The organism is Corynebacterium nasorum, assembly GCF_022347325.1.
Lineage (GTDB): Bacteria > Actinomycetota > Actinomycetes > Mycobacteriales > Mycobacteriaceae > Corynebacterium > Corynebacterium kefirresidentii.
On sequence record NZ_JAKRDU010000005.1, the window covers coordinates 1 to 21,865 of the forward strand.

Below are 21,865 nucleotides of genomic sequence, written 5' to 3' on the forward strand. Positions count from 1 at the left end.
GGGGTGGGGTCGGTGGGAAGGAGGGGGGATAGGAAGGCGTCGATAAGCGCGAGCTCTTTGCGGGTAGGAATGGCCGAGAGATCATGGGCCTCAGCGGGCATGGGGATGTCCGGGGCGCCGCAGCGGAGGAACAAAAAACGCATGCGCACCATGCTACGCGCGCTTTTTTGGCCGGGAAAGTGTAAAGTTGGAGAGTATTTTGGCTTCAATAATGAGGAAGTGACTAAACAATGGCAGCGATCGTCATTGTCGGCGCCCAATGGGGCGACGAAGGCAAGGGCAAAGCGACCGACATCCTCGGCGGCAAGGTTGACTACGTGGTCAAGCCGAACGGCGGTAATAACGCCGGCCACACCGTCGTGGTAGGCGGCGATAAATATGAGCTGAAGCTCCTGCCGGCCGGCATCTTGTCTGAGAACGCTACCCCAGTGCTGGGCAATGGCGTGGTAATTAACCTCGAGGCGCTCTTTGATGAAATTGATGGCCTCGAAGCCCGCGGTGCGAATGCCTCGCGCCTGAAGATTTCCGCCAATGCGCACCTAGTAGCCCCTTACCATCAGACGCTCGACCGCGTGCAGGAGCGTTTCCTGGGCAAGCGCGCGATTGGTACCACCGGCCGCGGCATTGGTCCGACCTATGCCGATAAGGTCGCGCGCATTGGCATTCGCGTCCAGGACATTTTTGATGAGTCCATCCTGCGCCAGAAGGTCGAGTCTGCGCTGGACATTAAAAACCAGATGCTGGTGAAGATGTACAACCGCAAGGCCATCGAGGCAGACCAGATTGTGGACTACTTCTTGAGCTACCGCGATCGCCTACGCCCGATGGTTATCGATGCTGAGCTCGAGCTCAACAAAGCCCTCGAGTCCGGTAAGCACGTACTCATGGAGGGCGGCCAGGCCACCATGCTGGATGTGGACCATGGCACTTACCCGTTCGTGACCTCGTCTAACCCGACCGCCGGTGGTGCTTCCGTGGGCTCGGGCATTGGCCCAACCCGCATCAAGACCTCGCTGGGCATCATGAAGGCCTACACCACCCGCGTGGGCGCTGGCCCGTTCCCCACCGAGCTCTTTGATAAGTGGGGCGAGTACCTGCAGACCACCGGCGGCGAGATTGGTGTGAACACCGGCCGCAAGCGCCGTTGTGGTTGGTACGACTCCGTCATTGCGCGCTACGCCACCCGCGTGAACGGCTTCACCGATTACTTCCTGACCAAGCTGGACGTTCTTACCGGCATTGGTGAGATTCCTATCTGCGTGGCTTATGACGTCGACGGCAAGCGCTACGACGAACTGCCGCTTACCCAGTCCGAGTTCCACCACGCCGAGCCCATTTTCGAGACCATGCCGGCCTGGGACGAGGACATTACCGAATGTTCCACCTTTGAAGAGCTGCCGCAAAAGGCCCAAGACTACGTCCTGCGCCTAGAGGAACTCTCCGGCTGCCGCATCTCCTACATCGGCGTCGGCCCTGGCCGCGACCAGACCATCGTGCGTCACGATGTGATGGAAGACCAGTAAGGATGTAGTCCTTATTAGCGTGGTGTGAGAGCCCCACCCTCTAGCACAGCTGACTTGGCTCTCTGCACGATGTTTTTAGCCCTCCTAGTAGACAACAAAGGTTCCTATCCCCACCTAGCTCTTGGTCCCTCTAAGGGATTTAGCCCTAATTGAGCGAAAGCGCCCGTGTACCGCCCCTGAGACGGAGCACGGGCGCTGTGGCATTTCAGTGCCCTTTAAGCTGCTCGCAAGACCGTGACATGCCGGCATAGGTCCTTCCCTGTTGAACATAACCAAAAACTCATCTAAAGTTAAGTTCGCTTTAAGTGCAGAGAGTTTTCAGCTTTCGCGGGCCCAATTCCCGCGTATTTCAACACAGGGAGTTATTTCAATGATTGTTAAGCTTTTGAGCGGCCTGCTAGCCACGATTATGGGCTTCTTCGGGCTGGGCGCCCCGGCACAGGAGGCTGCGCCGGCACCTGAGCAGGAGCAGGTTGCTGTTGCTGAGCAGGGCAACACCGACGACGTGCAGGCTCTTATCGACGCCGCCCATGCCGAAGCCGGCTACGAGTTCATCAGCGTCCGCTACGAGGGCGACACCGCCAATATTGCTCTGAACCCGGAGACCTACAACTCGGACAAGGACGGCGATACCTTTGAGGCAGTTTCCCAGCTCCTGCAGGAAAAGGGCTACCAGGTCACTGCTGTTCTTTAAGACTTAATTCATTTCAGGATCCGCACTGCGGCCTCGGTAAAGCATACGCTTGCCGACGCCCGTGCGGATTTTTCTTTGCCCAATTTTCCCTCACCCATGTGCGAGACCCCTAAGTGTGATTGTGGCAACCCTAGGTAGAGTTTTTGCTCACATATGCCTTCTTGAAGGTGAATGGCAATGGGGGTTAAGGCTTACTGCATGTCTAGTATGTCGAACGTGCGTGCACCCTATCGAACGCTCTCCAGTCACACCTGTAACACCAACTTTCTATGGATAATTCCGGAGTAATGCGAAGAAAGTCCGTGCAAATCTCTCTCTTGAATTTGCACGAAGTTAGATAAAACGCAGCGTATGGAAGTGTTTACATGGGTTTAGTTAAATCTAATCTTAGTATTGGTTAAGCTACCGGCGTAACTCTTTAGCCTTAGAAAGCGCGTAGCGGGCGTCGAACATATGTATTTAATACTAGGTTGGCCGTAAAAATAAACGCATCTACCTGCGGGTATGAGATTAGAAATCCTGCATAACGTGTAGTTTTCTAATATTTTCTGGCTGGCGCCTTAAATTTTCCCGTGATACTATCTTGAGAGCACAATAAGGGTTAATTCAGGTTCGGGTTCAAAACCCTGATTAACCGCAGTGTGTTCAAGTCTCAATTTCAGGTTCTGCTCAGCGAAAACACTCGCTGTACAGGAAAACGAATGTAAGTATTTGTACCGCTCGAAGAGGAAAGAATGAGTAAATTAAGAAGCATATCCCGAGAGGGGTGGATGGTCTTTACCGCAGTGCTTGCTGCAATTGCGGTAATCGCGGCCATGGTCACCGTTCCGGGTAGTAAAGCAGAGGCTGCTGAGCCGACAGACTTTACGCCAAACGAAGAGATGGGCGGTAGGGTTAATGTAGGCACCGACGCCCAGGCGTGGGGCTCTCTGACGTGGGCAGGTCCCCCTAAGGATGGCACGCAGGCAAACCCAAATAACGACGTGGGATGGGCTTGGTGTATAGATCCCCTTGACAAGTACCCAAATAACAAAACTAGCGTTTTGTACTCGAAGGACAACGCGACAAAATTGAGCATTCCTTCCGAGTATCGGGACGCTGTGATTCGGTTAGCTCTCGAGTGGCAAAAGGCCATCGAGGCTGGGGATAAGGCCGCTGCGGGTACGTATGTGGTATACATGACAGCGCTGGTAAGTGAACGTCCGGATAACAGGACTGCGGCCGCCTATACCATCAACGGGCAAAATCCCAAGTACATGAACCCTTATGGTCTAGTCAACTTTCCGACCTTTAATGGCTCTATGGAAGAGTTTACAGATCTAACGGGTCTTGAGATTGAGAGCGCTTATAATCCGGGAACTAACGAAAATGGTGGCGGCCCTTCTTTCAAGAAGGTTTCAGAGATTCCTGAGCAACCTGAAGACTATTTCGTCACTGTGGTTCTTCCGGTTGATAAGAGTGGGAACAGGGCTCCAGGCATGCAGCGAGTAATGCCGCCGGATCAGCCGGGTCTGCCCGACGATGAAGGTGAAACTGAGGAACCTACTACTTCTCCGGAGACTCCGAAGACGGAAGAAAATCCGTCCGATGAGACCACTCCTGAGAATCCGGGTGAGGAGACTACCCCTAATAGTGAGACGACTTCCGATTCTGAGCCGTCTAACACTGAGGAAACCACTCCTGAAGATTCCACTACTGAACCGACCTCCCCTGAGGAGACCACCAAGGTAACCGAGCCGACCGCTCCGGTTCCCGGTACTGAAGAGCAGGAGAAGAACCTCGAGCCGAAGATTGGAACCGAGGCTTCTTTTGAAGGCGACAAGCAGCAGGTTGTTGCTGGCACCACCGTTAAGGACAAAGTTCACTACGAGGATCTGGTTCCGGGTAAGAAGTACACCTTGAAGGCTGAACTGCGTAACAAGGCTGCTGACGAGAACGGCGAGCACGCTATTCTTGGTACCGGTTCTGAGACCTTTGAAGCTAAGGGTGAGTCTGGCGACGTTGAGGTAGAGATTGACGTCGATAAGCAGCTGGAGAAGCCAGTTGCTGCTGCCGTTGCTTTCGAGAAGCTGTACTCCCACGAGGTGGACGAGAGCGGCAAGGATGCCCCGAACGACTCTGGCGATGGCAACTTCATTGCGGAGCATGAGGACATTAATGACGAGGCGCAGACCGTCAATACCAAGTGGAACCCTGAGATCCACACGGAGGCCAAGATTAAGGATGGCGACCGTGTAGAGAAGGGCGCCACGGTTATTGACACTGTGACGTATAAGGACCTTGTTCCGGGCAAGAAGTACACCCTGAAGGCGAAGCTGATTTCCAAGGCAGATGGCGAAACCGTACTGGGTGAAGGCTCCGAGGAACTGGTTCCGGAAGAGTCCGCCGGCAAGAAGGACGTCGAGATCACTGTCAACGACAAGGCAGATCCTGCTGTTGACGCTGCGGTTGCCTTCGAGAAGCTGGTATCTACCGAGGTAGATAAGGACGGCAACGAGACCACTGGCTCCACCGATGAAAACGTGATTGCTACTCACGAAGACATCAACGATGAGAAGCAGACCGTTAACACCAAGTGGGCCCCGTCCATTAAGACCAACGCTGATTTTGACCACGCTAAGCAGGTAAAGGCTGGCGTCACCGTCAAGGACACCGTTACCTACACCGACCTGGTGCCAGGTAAGGAATACACCCTGAAGGCTGAGCTGCGTAACAAGGCAGAGAATGCTGAGGGTGAGCACGATGTCGTCGGCAAGGGCGAAGTAACCTTCACCCCGAAGAAGTCTGCCGGCGAGCAGGTTGTTGACATCAAGGTCAACGACGATGTTGAGGGTGTCATCAAGGCTGCTGTCGCATTCGAGGACCTGTACTCCAAGCAGGTCGACGAGAACGGTAAGGAAACTCCGAACTCTGACGAAGAGAAGAAGATTACCGAACACCGCGACATCGATGATGAGGATCAGACTGTAACTTCTAAGCAGACTCCGAAGATCAGCACGAATGCTGATTTTGAGGATGGTTCTCATGAGGTTGTTGCTGGTGCCAAGATTGTTGATGAGGTTTCCTACGAGGGTCTGGTTCCGGGCAAGGAATACACTCTGAAGGCTGAGCTCATTTCCAAGGCCGATGGCGAGACTGTCCTGGGCAAGGGTGAAGCTACCTTCACTCCGGAGAAGTCCGAAGGCAAGGAGCCTGTCACCATCACCGTCAACGACGATGTGACTGAGCCGGTTGAGGCTGCGGTTGCGTTTGAGGAGTTGACTTCTACTGCGGTCGATGAGTTCGGTGAGGAGACTCCGGATGCTTCTTCGGATAATCCGAATGAGATTGCTGAGCACAAGGACATCGATGATGAGGATCAGACTGTGACCTCCGAGGATGAGCCGGAGACGTCTGCTCCGGAGACCACCACCTCGAAGGAAGAAGTTCCGGGTACGCCTGGTGACGGCGACGAGACTTGTGAGTCTGAGGAGCCGGGTAACTCTGAGAGCGAGAAGCCTTCCGAGTCTGAGGAACCGTCTTCCTCTGAGTCCAGCGAGCCGTCTGAGTCTGAGTCTGTAGAGACCACGTCCTCTGAGGCTTCCGAGACCTCTGAGTCTGACGAGCCTTCGGATTGCGGTTCGACTACTCCGGAGAAGCCGGGCGAGCCTTCTGAGTCGACCGAGCCTAACGAACCGGGCACCCCTGGTGACAACGACGAGAAGGACACCCCGAAGGTTTCCACTAATGCGGACTTCGAGGGCGGCCTGCGTGAGGTTGTTGCTGGTGCCAAGGTTGTGGACCAGGTTTCCTACGAGGGTCTGGTTCCAGGCAAGGAATACACTCTGGACGCTCAGTTGATTTCCAAGGAAGACGGTAAGACTGTTCTGGGTGAGACCAAGGGCCACAAGTTCACTCCGGATGAGGCTAATGGCACTGAGGCTGTCACCATCGTTGTCGATGAGAAGGTAACTGAGCCGGTTGAGGCTGCGGTTGCTTTCGAGACGCTGACTTCCACTCAGGTGGATAAGCACGGTGAGGATAAGCCTGCCGATGAGGACAACCCGAACCACGTTGGTGAGCACAAGGACATCAACGATGATGACCAGACTGTGACCTCCGAGGGCTCTGAGAAGACCCCGAAGATCACCACTAACGCTGACTTCGAGAAGGGTTCCCACGCAGTTATTGCTGGTGCCAAGATTGTTGATGAGGTGACCTACGAGGGTCTGGTTCCGGGTAAGGAATACACCCTGAAGGCTGAGCTCATTAACAAGAAGGATGGCAAGTCTGTTCTGGGTACCGGTGAGAAGACCTTCACTCCGGAGAAGTCCCACGGCATGGTCCCTGTGACCATTACCGTGAACGATGATGTGAAGGAGCCTGTCCAGGCTGCGGTTGCCTTCGAGGAGCTCACCTCCACCGAGGTCAATGACAAGGGTGAGGAGACTCCGGGTACTACTCCGGAGAAGCCGAACCACATCGCTGAGCATAAGGACATCGACGATGATGACCAGACCGTGATTTCCCACGAGGTTGAGGATCAGGACAATCCTGACGATGACACCTCCAACGGTGGATCCTCTAACGGTTCCTCCAAGGACAATAAGTGGTGGCTCATCCTGATTCCGGGAATCGGCTTGGGCAAGATCATCAAGGATCACTTCGACCACAAGGATCATGGCAACCACAACGGTGGCCACGGTGACAACACCGGCAACCACAATGGTGGCCACGGTGACAACACCGGTAACCACAATGGTGGCAATGGTCACGAGGTCAAGGGTCAGGACGCTCCTAAGGGCGGCAACTCTGACAATGGACACGGCCGCGGCGTCGAGGTCCAGGGTCAGGAACCTGAAGAGACTGGCAACGCACTGCCATCCAACGCCGAGCGCGTTGAGATTAAGTCCGTACCGTCCGGCGCAACCGAGCTTGAGCCGGGTATGCAGGATTACATCAAGTAGTCCATAAGCATCGGTGAGGCGGCCCGCGGGTCGCCCCACCGGGGTTGAGACTTAAACACCAAAAATCCCCTCCAGGGTGTGACTGCACACGCTGGAGGGGATTTGCATATAACCTGCACAAGGTAGACAAAACGAGGAAGTAAAGGAAGCTAGCTATGGGAAAGCACGCGCAACCACAGCAGCCGGAAGAGAACGGCACTTCGCAGTATCCGGCGAGTGGGGAAGAAGGGGGCGTCGGCAAGCAGGGCATGGGCCGTGGCAAGCTGATCGCCATTATTGCGGCAATTGTTGTCGTGGCATTGGTATTGCTGCAGATAGTGCTGTACCTGGCGCGCGATGATGAGGATGAGGCCGGCTCGGCGCCGGAGACGGTGGCCAGCGAGAGTGCCCCTGAGGAATCCGGGCCGAAGTCGGATGCCTTCGTGGATGATTCGGGCCAGCAGGAGCACGAGTACGAAGCCGCGCCTGGTGAGTTCAAGGGCTTTGCGGGTATGTCGGTAGGCATCGACGGCGAGTACGCGGCCGTAGACCCCGTACAGGTCACGGACCAGGGCGTGCTGCTGCCGCCACACGACGTCACTCGCGTGGGCTGGTACTCCGCCTCCGCTGTGCCAGGTGAGCCGGGCAATGTGGGCTCGAGCGTGATTACTGGCCACATTAACTACCAGGGCCAGGGCACCGGCTATGCGGAGAAGTTCACCAAGCTGAAGAAGGACCAGGAATTTACCGTGGTCATCGACGGCCAGGAGCGCACCTTCCGCGTGACCGAAGCACCATACCGCCTGCCCAAGGGTTCCGGTTTCCCGGATGTGGTCAATGATAAGGAAGGCGAGAACCGCCTGGTTCTTATTACCTGCGGCGGCCAGTTCGTTGGCGGCGCGCTGGGTTATGAGGACAACATCATTACCGTGGCGGAGCCAGTAGGCGAGCCAGAGCAGCCCGCCGAGCAACCGGCGGGGGAGGCGCCGGCTGAATCCCCAGCCGAGGCCCCGGCTGAGGCCCCTGCAGCCTAGGCGGAAGCCTTTCAGGCGCCCTGTGGAATTGCCCACAGGGCGCCTTTTCTTATCCGTGGCACCTGGCATGTGGGTAGTGGGGTTGGGGCCTAAATATGAAATAATTTAAGGCAGTAACCGCCGCTGCCTGCGGCTTAGAAGGAGCATTTTCATGGATAATCCAGGCGAGATCGCCGGTCATATTGGCACGCCGCTGACCAGCAATGCCACCAAGGTATTGCTGCTGGGCTCAGGCGAGCTGGGCAAGCAGCTGGCCATGTCCTTCCAGAGCCTGGGCCTTGAGGTCCACGCGGTGGACTCGTATGCGGGGGCGCCGGCACACCAGGTGGCGCAGTATAGCTACGTCGCCGATATCAAGGACGCCGGGCGCATCCTGCAGCTAGCACGAGAGATTCAGCCGCACTTTGTGGTTCCAGAGGTAGAGACCGTAGCGGTAGAAGCGCTGGAAGAGATGGAAGCGCAGAGTGACGCCATCGTGGTCCCCTCGGCTCGCGCCTGCGCCATGACGCAGGATCGCCAGTGCGTGCGCGAGGTGGCCGAGAATATTGGATTGCCGGTCTCCGCGTATCGCTTTGCTAGCTCATTGGAGGAGCTAGAAGAAGCAGTCGGGGAGCTGGGCTTTCCGTGCATCATTAAGCCGGATGTCTCCACCTCCGGCAAGGGCCACATGATTGCCCGAGATGAGGACGATGTGCGTGTGGCCTGGGAGACCGTGCGGCGGGTGTCCTCGGACTCGCAGCGCGTGGTGGCCGAGCGTTTCGTGGACTTTGATCTTGAGGTCACCCTGCTAGCTATCCGCTCCATCGACCCGGCCACGGGCAAGCTGGCAACGTGGTTTAGCGAGCCCATTGGTCACCGCCACGAGCGCGGTGACCTCGTGGAGGAGTGGCAGCCTACTGGAATGAGCGAGATTGCGCTGGAAAATGCCCGCTCTGTGGCGGCGCGCATCTCCAATGAGCTGGGTGGGCGCGGCGTGTACTGCGTGGAGCTGTTCGTCGCCGGCGATGACGTGTACTTTTCCTCCGTCTCCCCGCGGCCCTCGGATACGGCAATGCTTACCTGCTATACGCAGCGTTTTTCCGAATTTGACCTGCATGCGCGGGCGATTTTGGGCTACCCCATCGATGCCACCTTGGTCACCCCGGGCGCTAGCGTGGTGATTCACGCGGACGAGGAGCTGGGGGAGGTTGCCTATACCGGTATCGCCGCAGCCCTCAGCTACGCGGAGACAGACGTGAAGCTCTTTGGTAAGCCGGGGGCCTATAAGGGCCGCCGCATGGGTTTGGTCTCTTCTACTGCAGAAAATGTGGAAGAAGCGCGCGACCGTGCGGCTCTAGCGGCACACAAGATCGAGGTGACCACCACGCCGGGTCTGCTGGCGCAAGGCGGCGCCCGCGGCATCGATCCAGAAACCGAGAATGTTCCCGATATTGAGGTCGTGGAGTACGAAGGCGGCGTGGAGCTCGATCCGAAGCTCGCCTCCGGCGTGGACGACGCCGACTAGGAGGCGGCCAGCTGTCCAAGCGTCTAGCTGGCGGGGCGCAGCATCGGCTGGTGGGGGACTCCTTCGTCGTCGAATAGCTCGCCTACCGGAGTAAAGCCAAAGCCGGCGTAATAGTCCACGAGGCCGGCCTGCGCCTCTAGGTAGAGCGGCTTGCCTGGGTGCATGCGCTCGCCTAGGTCGACGGCCGCCTGGAGAAGTTCGCGGCCGAGGCCCGTGCCGCGCGCGGCGGGCGCGAGCGCGAAGCGGCCGATTTGTGCGCCGGTGGCGTCGGCAAGCGCGGCGTCAGTAGGCGCAGCCGGAAAGACGCGGGCCGTGCCGAGCAATTCGTGGGAGTCCGTATCCCAGGCCAGCAGGTGCACGGTCTGGGGGTCGGCGTCGGTGGCGTCAATCTCGGCATACGGGCAGCGCTGCTCGTGCACAAAGACATCCACCCGCAGCTTGTAGAGCTGGTGGACGTCCAAGGCTGCCAGTTGACCCAAGGGCGCGGCGGAAATGAAATGCGGCATGGGCTAGGTCTGCGGACCGGCGTGCTTGACCATCTCGTCCCACTCGACGATCTTGATGCGCTCGCGGCCGTGCGGTTCACCGGCGGCGCGCTCCGCGGCATCCAGGCGGTGCCAGCCTTCCCAGGTGGTCACGGCGATATCGCGGGAAGCCAGGAAGTCCAGGATGTCCTGCGGATCGCGCTTGGTGGCAGGCTCCAAGTCACCGGCCTTGTAATCGGCGATGAGCATGGTGGTGGTGTCCTTGGCATCGGACTTGGTATTGCCAATCAGGCCTACTGGGCCGCGCTTAATCCAGCCGGTGGTGTAGAGGCCAGGCAGCTTTTCGCCGTCGACATTGGCCAGCACATGGCCGCCGTCGTTTGGCATGGTGGCCTTGGTCTCGTCGAAGGGCACACCGTCGACGGACTGTGGGTGGTAGCCCACCGCGCGGTAGACGGCCTGGACCGGCCACTCGGTGTACTTGCCGGTACCGGTTACGGTGCCATCGCCGTTGAGCTCAGTGCGCTCGGTCTTGATGGCGGTGACATGACCGTCTTCACCCAGTACCTCTACCGGGGATTCGAAGAAGTGAATGTAGAGCTTGTGCGGGGCATCGCCCGGCTCGCGCATAGCGTAGGACTCTAGCGTCTGGCATACCAGGTCGGTGGACTTGGCGGCGCGGCGTGCCTCCTCGGAGGCGGCGTCATATTCGATGTCCTCGGGGTTGACAATGACCTCAATGGTCGGGGACTCGTCTAGCTCCTTGAGCTCCTTCGGCGTGTACTTGGCCTGTGCCGGGCCGCGGCGGCCGAAGACGTGGACCTCCTTGGCGCGGTTTTTCTTCAGCGCTGCGTAGACATTATCCGGGATCTCGGTAACGAGCAGCTCGTCGGCGGTCTTGGCCAAGATACGAGAGACGTCGAGGGAGACATTGCCCACGCCCACGACGGCGACGGATTCTGCGGAGAGATCCCAGTCGCGCTCGAAGTTGGGGTTGCCGTCATAAAAGCCTACGAACTCGCCCGCGCCGTGATTGCCCTTAAGATCCTCACCGGGGATGCCCATGCGCTTATCGGCGGTGGCGCCGGTGGCGAAGATGATAGCGTCGTAATACTCGCGCATCTCCTCGACGGTGATGTCCTTGCCCACCTCGATATTGCCCAGGAAGCGGATCTCTTCTTTTTCCATAACGTTGTGCAGGGACTGCACGATGCCCTTAATACGCGGGTGATCCGGTGCCACGCCGTAGCGGATCAAACCGAACGGCGTTGGCATCTTTTCAAAAAGATCGATCTGCACATCGAGGTCGGATTTCACTAGAAGGTCAGAGGCGTAAATGCCTGCCGGGCCGGAGCCGACCACGGCGACGCGCACTGGGTTAGTCATGTGCTTAGGGTGTCCTTTCTTTCGTTGTGCTGCATATTCTACGCGGTCACTATGCGATAAAAACCACAGCATTACTAACCCCAGTTTAGGGCGGTCACGATAGGGCATAGGAGGGGGTAAATCGCGTACAGTGGAAGAGTCACCGCGTGTTAATAACTGTGATGGATGACATGAAGTTATGACACGCGTTAATTGTGTTCAAGTGACCGTGAATGAAAGGTAATTTGCATGTCTGCATCCCATTCCGCAGTTATCAGCACTATCGGCCGTGGCTTTGATGGCCTCGACGTGTCGGCCCTAGCCCAAGACTTGGGGGCGGAGTTCATCCGTCTCGAAGACTTTGGCCCCACCGTCGCCGCTGTACTCGCTGAGGCTCCTGCTGCCGAGAACATCGTGGCGCAGGGCACCGGCGATATCTCTTTTGATGCTGAGGTAGCTGCCGCCCTCGGCTTGCCCTTGGCCATCATTTCCGGCGCCCCGCAGCGCACCGGCGAGCTGGCACAGCACAATGCGGAATCCTTGGGTGCCACCGTTGCTGGCATCTTCACCGATCTCGAAGCAGTTCCGGGCGCACTTGCCTCGCTTGGCGACGTCACCCCGGTCATGTCCGCAGACCTCTTCCAGAAGCAGCTCATTGACCAGGCCCGCGCCGCCGGTTCGCACATCGTTCTGCCAGAGGGCGATGATGACCGTATCCTCGAGGCCGCCCACGTGGTGCTGCGCGATAAGGTTGCCAAGCTGACCATCCTGGGCAACGAGGCCGATATCAAGGCCCGCGCCGAAGAGCTCAAGCTCGACCTGGCTGGTGCCGAGATCATCAACCACCTCGAGTCCCCGCTGGCAGAGGAGTTCGCCGCCGACTTTGCCGAGCTGCGCAAGAAGAAGGGTGTCACCCTCGAGCAGGCGCGCGAGACGATGAAGGACATCTCCTACTTCGCCACCATGATGGTGCACAAGGGCTTGGCCGATGGCATGGTCTCCGGCGCTGCTCACACCACCGCCCACACCATCAAGCCTTCCTTCCAGATCATCAAGACCAAGCCGAATGCTTCCGTCGTCTCCTCCATCTTCCTGATGGTCATGCGCGGCCGCCTGTGGGCCTTTGGTGACTGCGCCGTCAACCCGAACCCCACCGCCGAGCAGCTGGGTGAGATCGCGATTGTCTCCGCACAGACCGCTTCCCAGTTCGGCATCGACCCGCGCGTGGCCATGCTGTCCTACTCCTCCGGTACTTCCGGTTCCGGCCCGGACGTCGAGCGCGCCGTGGCCGCCGTAGAGGCCGCCAAGAAGCTGGATTCCTCCGTCAAGGTGGATGGTCCGCTGCAGTTCGATGCCGCCTGCGATCCAGGCGTTGCTGCGAAGAAGATGCCGAATTCTGAGGTTGCCGGACAGGCAAATGTTTTCGTCTTCCCGGACTTGGAGGCTGGCAATATTGGCTACAAGACGGCACAGCGCACCGGCGGCGCGCTCGCCGTGGGCCCGATTCTGCAGGGCCTGAACAAGCCGGTTAACGATTTGTCGCGTGGCGCGACCGTTCCGGACATCATCAACACCGTTGCAATCACCGCTATTCAGGCTGGAGAGAAATAAATGTCATACGTTCTGGTCCTTAACTCAGGTTCATCCTCCGTTAAATTCCAGCTGGTCGATCCCGAATCCAGCGCCACGGATACCCCGTTGGTTTCTGGTTTGGTCGAGCAGGTTGGCGAGCCCCTCGGCGCTGTCACCGTGAAGACCGGTGGCGAGAAGTACAAGGAAGAGCTGGAAATTCCTACTCACTCCTTCGGCCTTGAGCGCGCTTTTGCCATCATGAGCGAGCACAACGTTGGCCCGACCGACGTGGATGTCATCGCCGTTGGTCACCGTGTTGTCCACGGCGGCCGCCTCTTCTCCGAGCCACAGCTCATCGTGGACCAGATCGAGTCCATGATCGAGGACCTCATCCCGCTGGCTCCACTGCACAACCCGGCCAACTTGGACGGCATCCGCGTGGCTCGCAAGATGCTGCCGGATATTCCACACGTTGCCGTCTTCGATACCGCCTTCTTCAACACCCTGCCGCCGGCAGCCGCGCTGTATGCCATCAATAATGAGGTGGCATCCAAGTACGATATCCGCCGCTACGGCTTCCACGGCACCTCCCACGAGTTCGTCTCTCAGCAGGTTCCAGGCCTGCTGGGCCGCGATCCGATGCACACCCACCAGATCACCCTTCACCTGGGCAACGGTGCCTCCGCTGCGGCCATCCGCAACGGCCGCGCCATTGATACCTCGATGGGCCTGACCCCGCTGGCCGGTTTGGCCATGGGGACCCGTTCTGGCGATATTGACCCAGGCATCATTTTCCACCTTGTCCGCCAAGCGGGCATGAGCGTGGATGAGATTGACAACCTGCTCAATAAGCAGTCCGGTGTCAAAGGCATCTCCGGTGTCAATGACTTCCGTACGCTGCGCGAGCGCATCGACAACGAGGACCAGGACGCGTGGCTGGCCTACAATATCTACATCCACCAGCTGCGCCGCTTCATCGGTTCCTACATGATTTCCCTGGGCCGCGTTGACGCCATCACCTTTACCGCCGGTGTGGGTGAAAACGATACCGAGGTGCGCCAGGACTCCCTGTACAACCTGGATATGTACGGCATCCACTTTGATAAGGAGCGCAACTTGGTCCGCTCCGATCAGCCGCGCATGATTTCCACTGAGGATTCCCCGGTTAAGGTCTTTGTCGTTCCGACCAATGAGGAGCTGGCTATCGCGCAGAAGTCTGCCGAAATCGCCGCTATGGCGCGTGAGGCTGGGCTTTACAAATAGAAAGGTTCCTCCCCGGCCAGCGAAAGCGGCCGAGCAGTGAACAAGGGGGCGTGCGGTAAAAAGACCGCACGCCCCCTTCTTTTGTTTTTCTGCGCTGTGCGAGTAGATGAAAGAACGCAAGCTAGAAGGTGGTCACGGGGCGGACCTGGTTGGCAAGGTCCACGAGGGCGTAGCGGTGGCGGCTAAACGGTGCCTGGCGGGCGAGGGCGCGGAGGGTCTCGGACAGGCCGGTGCGCAGACCGCGTTGGGTGAAGGCGTATTCGAAAAGATCGTTGGGGGAGGCGGCATGGGAAAGATCCGCGTTGCGCAGGAAGTTAAGGCCGGCGGAGATGACGGCGATCTTGATCTGGAGGAAGCGCGGCTCGTTGGTGGGGACCTCTTCGAGGCGTCGGGCAGCGCGGCGGATGCGGGACTCGGAGAGATCGTGGACGATGAGCTGAAGAATCGTCGTCAAGCGGGCCATGCGGTAGTGACGCGAGGCATTAGGAACCTTGTCTAGTACGGTGACGGCGACCTCCACCTCTCCCTCGGAGCGCAGCTGGCGGGCGAGGCCAAAGGAGGAGGACACGGTGGTGGGGTTGGTGGACCACACGATGCCGTAGAGGCGCATGGAGTTAAACCGCAGGGCAGCTGGGTCTTGCGTGACGTGGTTCCAGATTTCTGGCTGGCCCTCAAAGGCGGAGTTGGGGAGATCGGCCAAGGTGGAATGCATATTGGAACAGGCCCGGGCCACCCTGGGATCAATGAGCGAGATTTCGCTGTAGTCCAGTTGCTGCAGGATGAGCTCGTTGATGGCGGCGATGGCGAGTTTGGGTGCCGCCTCGCCCGGAAGGAGATCGAGGACGGCGGAGAAGTATTTCTGGGCGTCGCGGTAGTCATCGAGGAGCAGTTCCGTGATGCCGGCATACCACTGGAAGCGCCAGTCCCGGCCGAGGCGGTTTTCGATGGAGCTGAGCCACTGCCGCGCCTGGCCGGTATAGCCCAGGTCGATCATGGAGCGCACCACGCCGAGTGGAATTTCGGCCGAGTGCTCGTACTCGGGGGTCTGCATGGCCTGGCGGAGGGTTTCGAGGGCTTCTTGTGGCTCCGCGTAGGAAGCACCCTGCAGCAGGCCGGCGCCCACATCGTCGCGGTCTAGCAGCGGGGTGGGCAGGGCGGAGACTACCTCGGGGGCGGTGATCTGGACGGTGCGATCGATGCCGTCAATAAGCTGGTCGGTGCGAAAGACCAAGTGCTTGGTGCCAAAGGTGGTACGTTGCGGCGAAAAGAGCGAGTGCTGGGAAGGATATTGCAGGCCGTCGCGGATGGCAATGACCTCGTGCAGCACGCCGTAGAGCTGGGTGCGCAGCTCCTTGATGGAGGTAAAGCGGCGCTCCGGATCCGGGTCCGTGGCGCGCTGTAGCAGGCGGTATAAGGACAAGAAACGGCGCAGTTCCGGCTCCTCGGTGGGGGTGGGGATACCTGGCAGATAAACGCCGTCTTCGGTAGGAAGCTTGAGGCACAGCGAGGCTAAGGTACGGCCGATGGTGTAGATATCGCTGGCGATGGAAGGCCCCTCGGTGGCGACTTCCGGGGCCTGATAACCCTTGGTGCCGTAGATATAGCCAAAGGCGCCGATGCCGGAGACCGCGCCCAAGTCAATGAGTTTGACCTGGTCCTCGGTGACGATGATGTTATCGGGCTTTAAGTCGTTATAGACCACCCCGCGCGAATGCAGGTACTCCAGCGCGGGCAGGACTTCCAGGATATAAGCGATTGCGATATCGACCGGCAGTAGCTTGTCCGTCTGCTTTTTCCGCCTGTTTTTAAGCGACGGCCCGCCGACGTACTCCATGACAATAAAGCCGCCGGGTACCCGGGGGTCATCGATGAAGTTGAAAATCTTGACGATGCCCGGGTGGGTAATATCCGCGAGGAACTCGCGTTCTGCCACCGCAGCGGCGGTTTCATCGGCCGATTTTTGTGCCTGCATACCTTTGAGGACCACCACTCTTCCAGAAACAAAGTGGTCATTGGCCAGGTAAATCCAGCCCATGCCGCCATGGGCGATGACGCCCAAGATTTCATATTGGCCGGCCACCATGTCACCAGGCTGTAACTGCGGTGGCGGGATCTTTTTACCGGAGGATGCCTCGTGTGGGTCGATCAGGGCGTCGGTCGGCTCGGAGGGGGTGATAAACGGCAGGCGCACCATGCCATCGGCCACGCGGCGCTCGGTGCGGTGGGTGCCACGGCGCTCGCGGAAGGTATCGAGTGCGCGGCGGCGCGAGCGCTGCGAGGAGTCCTCCTGGGCCTGCTGGGCGCGCTGCTGTTCGCGCTTAGCCCGGATATTGTCTAGGTCCGCCAAGAGGCTAGAGATATGGTCCGGGTCGATGGAACCATCGCCATCCTCGTCATCGTCTGCGAAGGGATCAAAGGCCACCGCCGCGGTTGCTTCCTCGTCTTCGTCCGCAAACGGGTCAAAAGCTACGGCTGCGGTGGCGGGGCCGTCGTCCGAGGAGGCATCGCCTAGCGCATCCGGCTCCTGCGCGGAATTGGTGGCATTGGTGGGCTGGCGGAAGGCACGCTGGGTATCAAGGTTTTCCGGCTCGATGTATTCGAGCTCATCATCGCTAAAGTTCGGGTTATGGCTCATGGTTTAGCCTCCTCCTCGATATACTTTCCGGCCGGCAGCGTGGGCTCTTCTAAGTAGGCACCGAGCCACTCCTCAAAAAGGGAAGACCACGTGCCATCGCGGCGTATGCGCTCTAGCGTGGAATTTATTTGGCGCAGCAGTGGGCGGGTGTCATGCTGCTTGCTGGGCAGGCGCACGGCCACGCCGTAGTTTTCGGTTTCCAGCGGTTCGCCCACGATGGAGGTATAGGAATCCTGGGCGGCCATGCCGGAGAGCAGGGCATCATCGACGACGATGCCATCGGCCTGGTTGAGCTGCAGTGCCATGAGGCAATCGCCCCAGGAACGGGTGACCAAGATATCGGCTTTGGGGGCGTGCTCGCGGATGGTATCGAGTGCGGTGGATTCGCCCACACCGCACAGCGTCTTCCCAGCGGTGTCCTTGATGGATTTGATGCCAGATTTGCTGAGCACCAGCATGCGGGTTTGGGTACGCATATAGGGGATGGAAAAGGCCACCTCCCGCTCTCGCTCCGGGCTAATGGTCATCGTGCGCACAATCATGTCCACCGCGCCGGAATTAAGGGCATCGACTCGGTTGGAGGATTCCACGAAGCGGAAGTCCACCTTATTGGGATCACCAAAAATATCGCGGGCAACCTCGCGGGCGATATCTACCTCGAAGCCGCGTACTTCACCCGAGGCGGCGTCGCGGTAACTCAGCAAGTTATTGGAACGGTCCACACCCACGATGAGCCGGCCGCGCTTGACGATGTCCGGCACCCGTTCTTTCGCTTTCTTGTCATCTGGGCGGTAGCTGCCTTTAATGTCTTCACCAGAGGCGCGGTGCGCGGGGGTGGTTCCTGCCTTTTCAATCTTTGCCCCATCTGGCAGCGGCGGGCCCGGCTTTGCGTCAAGGGCCTGCTCGGCGGGCGCCTCCAGTGGCGGGGTAGAGCGGACATCGCAGGAAGCCAGAGGCAGCGCGGCGCAGACGCAGGCAAGCGAAGCGAGGACGAGGCGTGGGCGGCGCATTAGAGGTACTCCTGCAATCGGGGACGGATGCCCAGCCACACGGCGATAATGGCGCATAAGGTCAGCAAGAATACGGCCAAGGACACCGCGGTCATGGCGGTCAGGCCGCGTTCCAGGTAGCTGCGCATAGCGACGCGCGCCTGACTAATGAGATCGGAGAGCTCCGCGTCGAGCTCGTCATAGGAACGCGCCGTGGTCATCTCACCGTCCTTGGGCTCGGTGGCCGTGGCCTGGTAGATGGCTTCATCATAGTCGCCGTCTTTCAGCGCGCCCATGAGCTTATCGTGGGTGCCACGCCACTGCTCGGCGGCCGCCCGGGCGCTGTGGATGAGTTCGGGGTCGGTGACCTCCACGTCTTCATCATTGAGGGCATCCTCATAATCCTGCAAGGCCATTTCGATGGAGTTAATCGAGCTGGAAAAGCGCACCATCGTATCCTCCTCGGAGGAACGCAGCACCAGCGCCAGGGTTTCAGAGGTGCGCGCCTGCTGCGCCTCAATACGCGAAGCCGTCAGCGAATCCCATGGGCGCGAGGCTGTCTCAAAGCCCTGGTGGCCGGTGGACCAGGTAGCGAGGTTGGATAGTGCTACCCAAGAAATGGCCAGGAAGAGCAGCACGCTGGCCGTCAAAAAGCCACGATTAAAACGCCGGCGGGTCTGGCGCCACAGCCACCACTGGGCCACAACGAGGAAAAAGAGCGCGGCAAAGAGGCCGGAGAGCGGCACCCACTGCGGCGAAGTGAGCTTTTGCTGCTGCTGGTTTACCTTGGCGGTGGTCAGTTGGAAAAGCTCGGAGGCGGCCGGCAGGATATGCTCGCGCATTAGTGCAGAGGCATTGGACATATAGGAGTTAGCTACCGCATTGCCCGCCCGGTGATTAGAACGGGCCTTTTCCACCATCGCGGTATAGACGGGCAGCTCGCGCTGGATAAAGGTCACCAGCTCGCGCACACGGCCATCTTCCTGTGTGGTACCCAGCACGGATTCGGTGGCTGCCACCGAAGCGGCATCAATAGCTTCGTTATAGCTATCGCGATTTTGCTCTGATTCCACACCGGCCTGTACGAAGCCGGTGGTGGCCACGGTATCGGCCACCGAAAGCGAACTATAAAGGTGGTGCGCCGCATTCGACATCGGTTCGGTAGTGCTTAGCAGCTCGTCCAAATCGGAGTGGCGGGCGGCGGAAGATTGGGACATCGATAAGCCGGCAGCGCCCAGGGCCACGGTGAGGATGAGCGTGACCGTAAAAAGCTTGCCCGGGGTGGTGGAGGCAAAGTAGTAAAAGCGGCGCATCAGGCGCGCCGGGCCTGCGAACCATTGCATGGCGCGGCTGCTGAGCCCGCTGAAGGCCGGGCCGGTGGGCGCGGTGACCTCATCGAGCCAGTGATCGCTCGGGTGAGCGTGCTCGTTGTGCACGCTTTCTGCCCGGACTGCCTGCTCGGTCATTAACTCAGAATAGCGTCCGCAGTGTGCTGGGCGCCACCATATACCCGCGTGTGTGGCTAGGATAGGCAGCATGCATAATCCTCACAGTGGAGACGGCTGGGCGGCAGGTCCTGGCGGCATTCGGGTCTGGGGAAAATTCGGTGCCGCTGGCCTCTTTCTTGTTGCCGGGCGCAAGGTGCTTCTCCAACACCGTGCCGCGTGGACCAATCACGGCGATACATGGGGGATTCCGGGTGGCGCCCGTGATTTTACGGAGACGCCGACCCAGGCCGCGTTGCGCGAAACTCAGGAAGAATGCGCGATTGCGCCCCACGATGTAGAGGTACTCGCTGCGCAAGTCACGGCCGGGCCTTATCCCGCAGCGGGGGATCTACCGGGGGAGTGGACCTATACCACCGTGCTCGCGCGCACGCGCACCGGTGTTCCGCTTCCTACTACAGCTAATGAAGAGTCCTATGAGCTGCGCTGGGTGCCTTTCGACGAGGTGGAGACCCTCCCATTATTGGCTGCCTTTCGCCGCTCCTTTCCCACCCTGCGGGAGAGTATGGAGGCATTGAACAGGTAAAGTTGCCAGATTTATGGCACTCTAGTGCCATGATCGAAGTAGAAGGACTGACTAAACAATATAAGTCTGTCCGCGCCGTTGATGATCTCACCTTTCAGGTAAAACCCGGCATGGTCACCGGGTTCCTAGGCCCCAATGGCGCGGGCAAATCCACCACCATGCGCATGATCCTCGGCTTGGATGCTCCTACGGCCGGCAAGGCGCGCATTAACGGCAAGCACTACCACGAGCTCAAGCAGCCCCTGCGTGAGGTGGGTGCCTTGCTCGATGCCAAGGCAGTGCACCGCAACCGCAGCGCCGCTAATCACCTGAAATGGATCGCACAGTCCAATGGCATTTCTACTTCCCGCGTTGACGAGGTCTTGGGGCTGGTAGGGCTTTCCGACGTCGCCGGTAAGAAAGTCGGCGGCTTCTCCCTCGGCATGGGCCAGCGCTTGGGCCTCGCCGGCGCACTGCTCGGTGACCCGGGCATCCTCATTTTGGACGAGCCGGTCAACGGCCTTGACCCGGAGGGCATTCGCTGGGTCCGCCAGCTGGTACGTGCCCTAGCCAAAGAGGGCCGCACCATTTTGATTTCTTCCCACCTGCTGTCGGAGATGTCCCAAACCGCAGATCACCTCGTGGTCATTGGTAAGGGCCGCTTGGTAGCGGACCAGCCCACCTATGACTTTGTGAAGGACCACTCGGAGTCCTCCGTGCTGGTGCGCTCCGATCACCTCGATGCCTTTGGCTCTGCTCTGCGCGCCGAGGGAATCTCCTTTACCGAGTCCACCGACGAGGAAGGCCGCCCCCGCTTGGTGATTGCCAACCAGACCACGGATTTCGTGGGCCAGCTGGCGTACTCCACCGGTGTGCCGCTTAATGAGCTAAGCCTCAAGAGCGCCTCCCTAGAGGATGCTTTCATGGAGCTTACTGGCGACGCCGTCCAGTACCACGGCTCCACCGGCGCCCCCACCCCCGGAACCGCTGGCGCCGCCACTCCGTTCGCTCGACCCACCCAGCAGGAGGTTTAAGTCGCCATGCTGAATACTTTGAAGTCCGAATGGACCAAGCTGCACACCACCCGCTCCTTCTGGTGGACTACCTTCATCTTCCTCTTCTTTGTCTGGGGTTGGGCCATCTTGAATGCTCGCCTTACCCAACCGGCGGAAACCCCCGAGGATGTGGAGTTGGGCATGGGGATTATTACCCCAGATGGCGCAGTGACTTTCCTTTTTTCCCTTGGCCTGCCTGTACTCATGATCCAAGCCATCATGATTGTCACCACTGAGTACCGCTTTGGTACGCAGACCATCACTTTCATGGCCACCCCACGCCGCTGGTCGGTCGCTGTGGTCAAGTTGCTCATGTACGCGGTTATCGCCGCAGCATTGACCTTTGTGGCCGTGGTGGGTGCCTACCTGCTCACCGAGTTTTTTGCTCACGATGAGGTAGCCGCGCAATTCCAGCCTTGGGACGATGAGATGGGGCAGAAGCAGCTGTGGAAGTATCCTCTAGCCGCCGCGCTGCTCGTCCTTTTCTCCCAAGGTCTCGGACTGTTATTGCGCTCGACGGCTGGTTCCGTGGCCATTGGTCTCATCCTCTTCCTCGGCGTGGATAATCTTGTGGCTGCCCTTCCCAAGTTTGGTAGCAAGCTGGTCAACTTTATGCCGTTCAAGTCTTTCCAGTCTTGGCTGTGGGAGATAGATCCGGTTGATGCTCCCTGGAAAGATAACTGGGTATTTTGCCTGGTATTTATTGCCTGGGCTCTCCTTTTGTGGGTCCTCGGCGTCATCGTCCTGCAAAAGCGCGACGCCTAAACACCTCTAACGCTTAAGCCCCCATTGCTTAGGCGCTTCACCGCCT

Annotated in this window: 15 protein-coding genes; 10 read left to right on the forward strand and 5 right to left on the reverse strand. The window is 59.1% G+C overall.

Going from position 1 to position 21,865, the window contains the following annotated elements:
* Positions 1–230: 230 nt before the first annotated feature.
* From MHK05_RS05675 to purT, 5 genes are all read left to right on the forward strand, one after another.
* A complete protein-coding gene (locus MHK05_RS05675; protein ID WP_239205397.1) occupies positions 231–1,523 on the forward strand; it encodes an adenylosuccinate synthase in 1,293 nt (430 codons plus the stop codon).
* A gap of 370 nt (positions 1,524–1,893) precedes the next feature.
* Positions 1,894–2,217, forward strand: a complete 324-nt coding sequence (locus MHK05_RS05680; RefSeq protein ID WP_239205399.1) for a malonyl-CoA-ACP transacylase — start codon at positions 1,894–1,896, stop codon at positions 2,215–2,217.
* A gap of 734 nt (positions 2,218–2,951) precedes the next feature.
* The gene (locus tag MHK05_RS05685) at positions 2,952–7,163 is read left to right on the forward strand and encodes a VaFE repeat-containing surface-anchored protein (RefSeq protein WP_239205401.1); all 4,212 of its coding nucleotides are present in this window, start codon (positions 2,952–2,954) and stop codon (positions 7,161–7,163) included.
* Positions 7,164–7,318: 155 nt separating this feature from the next.
* On the forward strand, positions 7,319–8,176 hold the full coding sequence (locus MHK05_RS05690) for a class F sortase (protein ID WP_239205403.1): 858 nt from the start codon (positions 7,319–7,321) through the stop codon (positions 8,174–8,176).
* A 151-nt stretch (positions 8,177–8,327) separates the two neighbouring features.
* A complete protein-coding gene (gene purT / locus MHK05_RS05695) occupies positions 8,328–9,680 on the forward strand; it encodes a formate-dependent phosphoribosylglycinamide formyltransferase (protein ID WP_239205405.1) in 1,353 nt (450 codons plus the stop codon).
* Between the two features lie 23 nt (positions 9,681–9,703).
* On the opposite strand, the gene MHK05_RS05700 is transcribed toward purT, so the two are convergent.
* A complete protein-coding gene (locus tag MHK05_RS05700) occupies positions 9,704–10,186 on the reverse strand; it encodes a GNAT family N-acetyltransferase (protein WP_023019981.1) in 483 nt (160 codons plus the stop codon).
* A gap of 3 nt (positions 10,187–10,189) precedes the next feature.
* Positions 10,190–11,551, reverse strand: a complete 1,362-nt coding sequence (locus MHK05_RS05705) for an FAD-dependent oxidoreductase (RefSeq protein WP_239205407.1) — start codon at positions 11,549–11,551, stop codon at positions 10,190–10,192.
* A 228-nt stretch (positions 11,552–11,779) separates the two neighbouring features.
* On the opposite strand from MHK05_RS05705, the gene pta reads away from it, so the two are divergent.
* Complete coding sequence (gene pta / locus MHK05_RS05710; protein WP_239205409.1) at positions 11,780–13,141, forward strand: phosphate acetyltransferase; 1,362 nt, start codon at positions 11,780–11,782, stop codon at positions 13,139–13,141.
* On the forward strand, positions 13,142–14,365 hold the full coding sequence (locus MHK05_RS05715) for an acetate kinase (RefSeq protein WP_239205411.1): 1,224 nt from the start codon (positions 13,142–13,144) through the stop codon (positions 14,363–14,365).
* Between the two features lie 121 nt (positions 14,366–14,486).
* Here MHK05_RS05715 and MHK05_RS05720 read toward each other — a convergent pair whose 3' ends face one another.
* From MHK05_RS05720 to MHK05_RS05730, 3 genes are read right to left on the reverse strand one after another with little or no spacing between them, the layout of a single operon-like run.
* Positions 14,487–17,000 carry a serine/threonine protein kinase gene (locus MHK05_RS05720; RefSeq protein ID WP_239205413.1) on the reverse strand — a complete coding sequence of 838 codons (2,514 nt, stop codon included), beginning with the start codon at positions 16,998–17,000 and terminating at the stop codon, positions 14,487–14,489.
* The gene (locus tag MHK05_RS05725; protein ID WP_023019976.1) at positions 16,997–18,010 is read right to left on the reverse strand and encodes a glutamate ABC transporter substrate-binding protein; all 1,014 of its coding nucleotides are present in this window, start codon (positions 18,008–18,010) and stop codon (positions 16,997–16,999) included. Before MHK05_RS05725 ends, MHK05_RS05720 begins: the two co-directional genes overlap by 4 nt.
* Positions 18,010–19,455, reverse strand: a complete 1,446-nt coding sequence (locus tag MHK05_RS05730) for a GlnX family signal transduction membrane protein (protein ID WP_239205415.1) — start codon at positions 19,453–19,455, stop codon at positions 18,010–18,012. The genes MHK05_RS05725 and MHK05_RS05730 overlap by 1 nt, the downstream gene beginning before the upstream one ends.
* Before the next feature lie 70 nt (positions 19,456–19,525).
* Between MHK05_RS05730 and MHK05_RS05735 the strand changes: the two genes are divergently transcribed.
* From MHK05_RS05735 to MHK05_RS05745, 3 genes are read left to right on the forward strand one after another with little or no spacing between them, the layout of a single operon-like run.
* A complete protein-coding gene (locus MHK05_RS05735; protein ID WP_239205417.1) occupies positions 19,526–20,020 on the forward strand; it encodes an NUDIX domain-containing protein in 495 nt (164 codons plus the stop codon).
* Positions 20,021–20,049: 29 nt separating this feature from the next.
* On the forward strand, positions 20,050–21,033 hold the full coding sequence (locus MHK05_RS05740) for an ABC transporter ATP-binding protein (protein ID WP_023019973.1): 984 nt from the start codon (positions 20,050–20,052) through the stop codon (positions 21,031–21,033).
* A 6-nt stretch (positions 21,034–21,039) separates the two neighbouring features.
* Positions 21,040–21,819: an ABC-2 transporter permease family protein gene (locus MHK05_RS05745; RefSeq protein WP_023019972.1), complete on the forward strand. Its 780-nt coding sequence runs from the start codon at positions 21,040–21,042 to the stop codon at positions 21,817–21,819.
* Positions 21,820–21,865: the final 46 nt, after the last annotated feature.

Excerpts from the sequence above, each read along its gene's own strand:
- MHK05_RS05675 (WP_239205397.1), top strand. The coding sequence starts at position 231 with ATGGCAGCGATCGTCATTGTCGGCGCCCAATGGGGCGACGAAGGCAAG.
- MHK05_RS05720 (WP_239205413.1), bottom strand. The coding sequence starts at position 17,000 with ATGAGCCATAACCCGAACTTTAGCGATGATGAGCTCGAATACATCGAG.
- purT (WP_239205405.1), top strand. The coding sequence starts at position 8,328 with ATGGATAATCCAGGCGAGATCGCCGGTCATATTGGCACGCCGCTGACC.
- MHK05_RS05685 (WP_239205401.1), top strand. The coding sequence starts at position 2,952 with ATGAGTAAATTAAGAAGCATATCCCGAGAGGGGTGGATGGTCTTTACC.
- MHK05_RS05690 (WP_239205403.1), top strand. The coding sequence starts at position 7,319 with ATGGGAAAGCACGCGCAACCACAGCAGCCGGAAGAGAACGGCACTTCG.
- MHK05_RS05745 (WP_023019972.1), top strand. The coding sequence starts at position 21,040 with ATGCTGAATACTTTGAAGTCCGAATGGACCAAGCTGCACACCACCCGC.
- MHK05_RS05735 (WP_239205417.1), top strand. The coding sequence starts at position 19,526 with ATGCATAATCCTCACAGTGGAGACGGCTGGGCGGCAGGTCCTGGCGGC.
- MHK05_RS05700 (WP_023019981.1), bottom strand. The coding sequence starts at position 10,186 with ATGCCGCATTTCATTTCCGCCGCGCCCTTGGGTCAACTGGCAGCCTTG.
- MHK05_RS05705 (WP_239205407.1), bottom strand. The coding sequence starts at position 11,551 with ATGACTAACCCAGTGCGCGTCGCCGTGGTCGGCTCCGGCCCGGCAGGC.
- MHK05_RS05715 (WP_239205411.1), top strand. The coding sequence starts at position 13,142 with ATGTCATACGTTCTGGTCCTTAACTCAGGTTCATCCTCCGTTAAATTC.
- MHK05_RS05680 (WP_239205399.1), top strand. The coding sequence starts at position 1,894 with ATGATTGTTAAGCTTTTGAGCGGCCTGCTAGCCACGATTATGGGCTTC.
- MHK05_RS05725 (WP_023019976.1), bottom strand. The coding sequence starts at position 18,010 with ATGCGCCGCCCACGCCTCGTCCTCGCTTCGCTTGCCTGCGTCTGCGCC.
- MHK05_RS05730 (WP_239205415.1), bottom strand. The coding sequence starts at position 19,455 with ATGACCGAGCAGGCAGTCCGGGCAGAAAGCGTGCACAACGAGCACGCT.
- MHK05_RS05740 (WP_023019973.1), top strand. The coding sequence starts at position 20,050 with ATGATCGAAGTAGAAGGACTGACTAAACAATATAAGTCTGTCCGCGCC.
- pta (WP_239205409.1), top strand. The coding sequence starts at position 11,780 with ATGTCTGCATCCCATTCCGCAGTTATCAGCACTATCGGCCGTGGCTTT.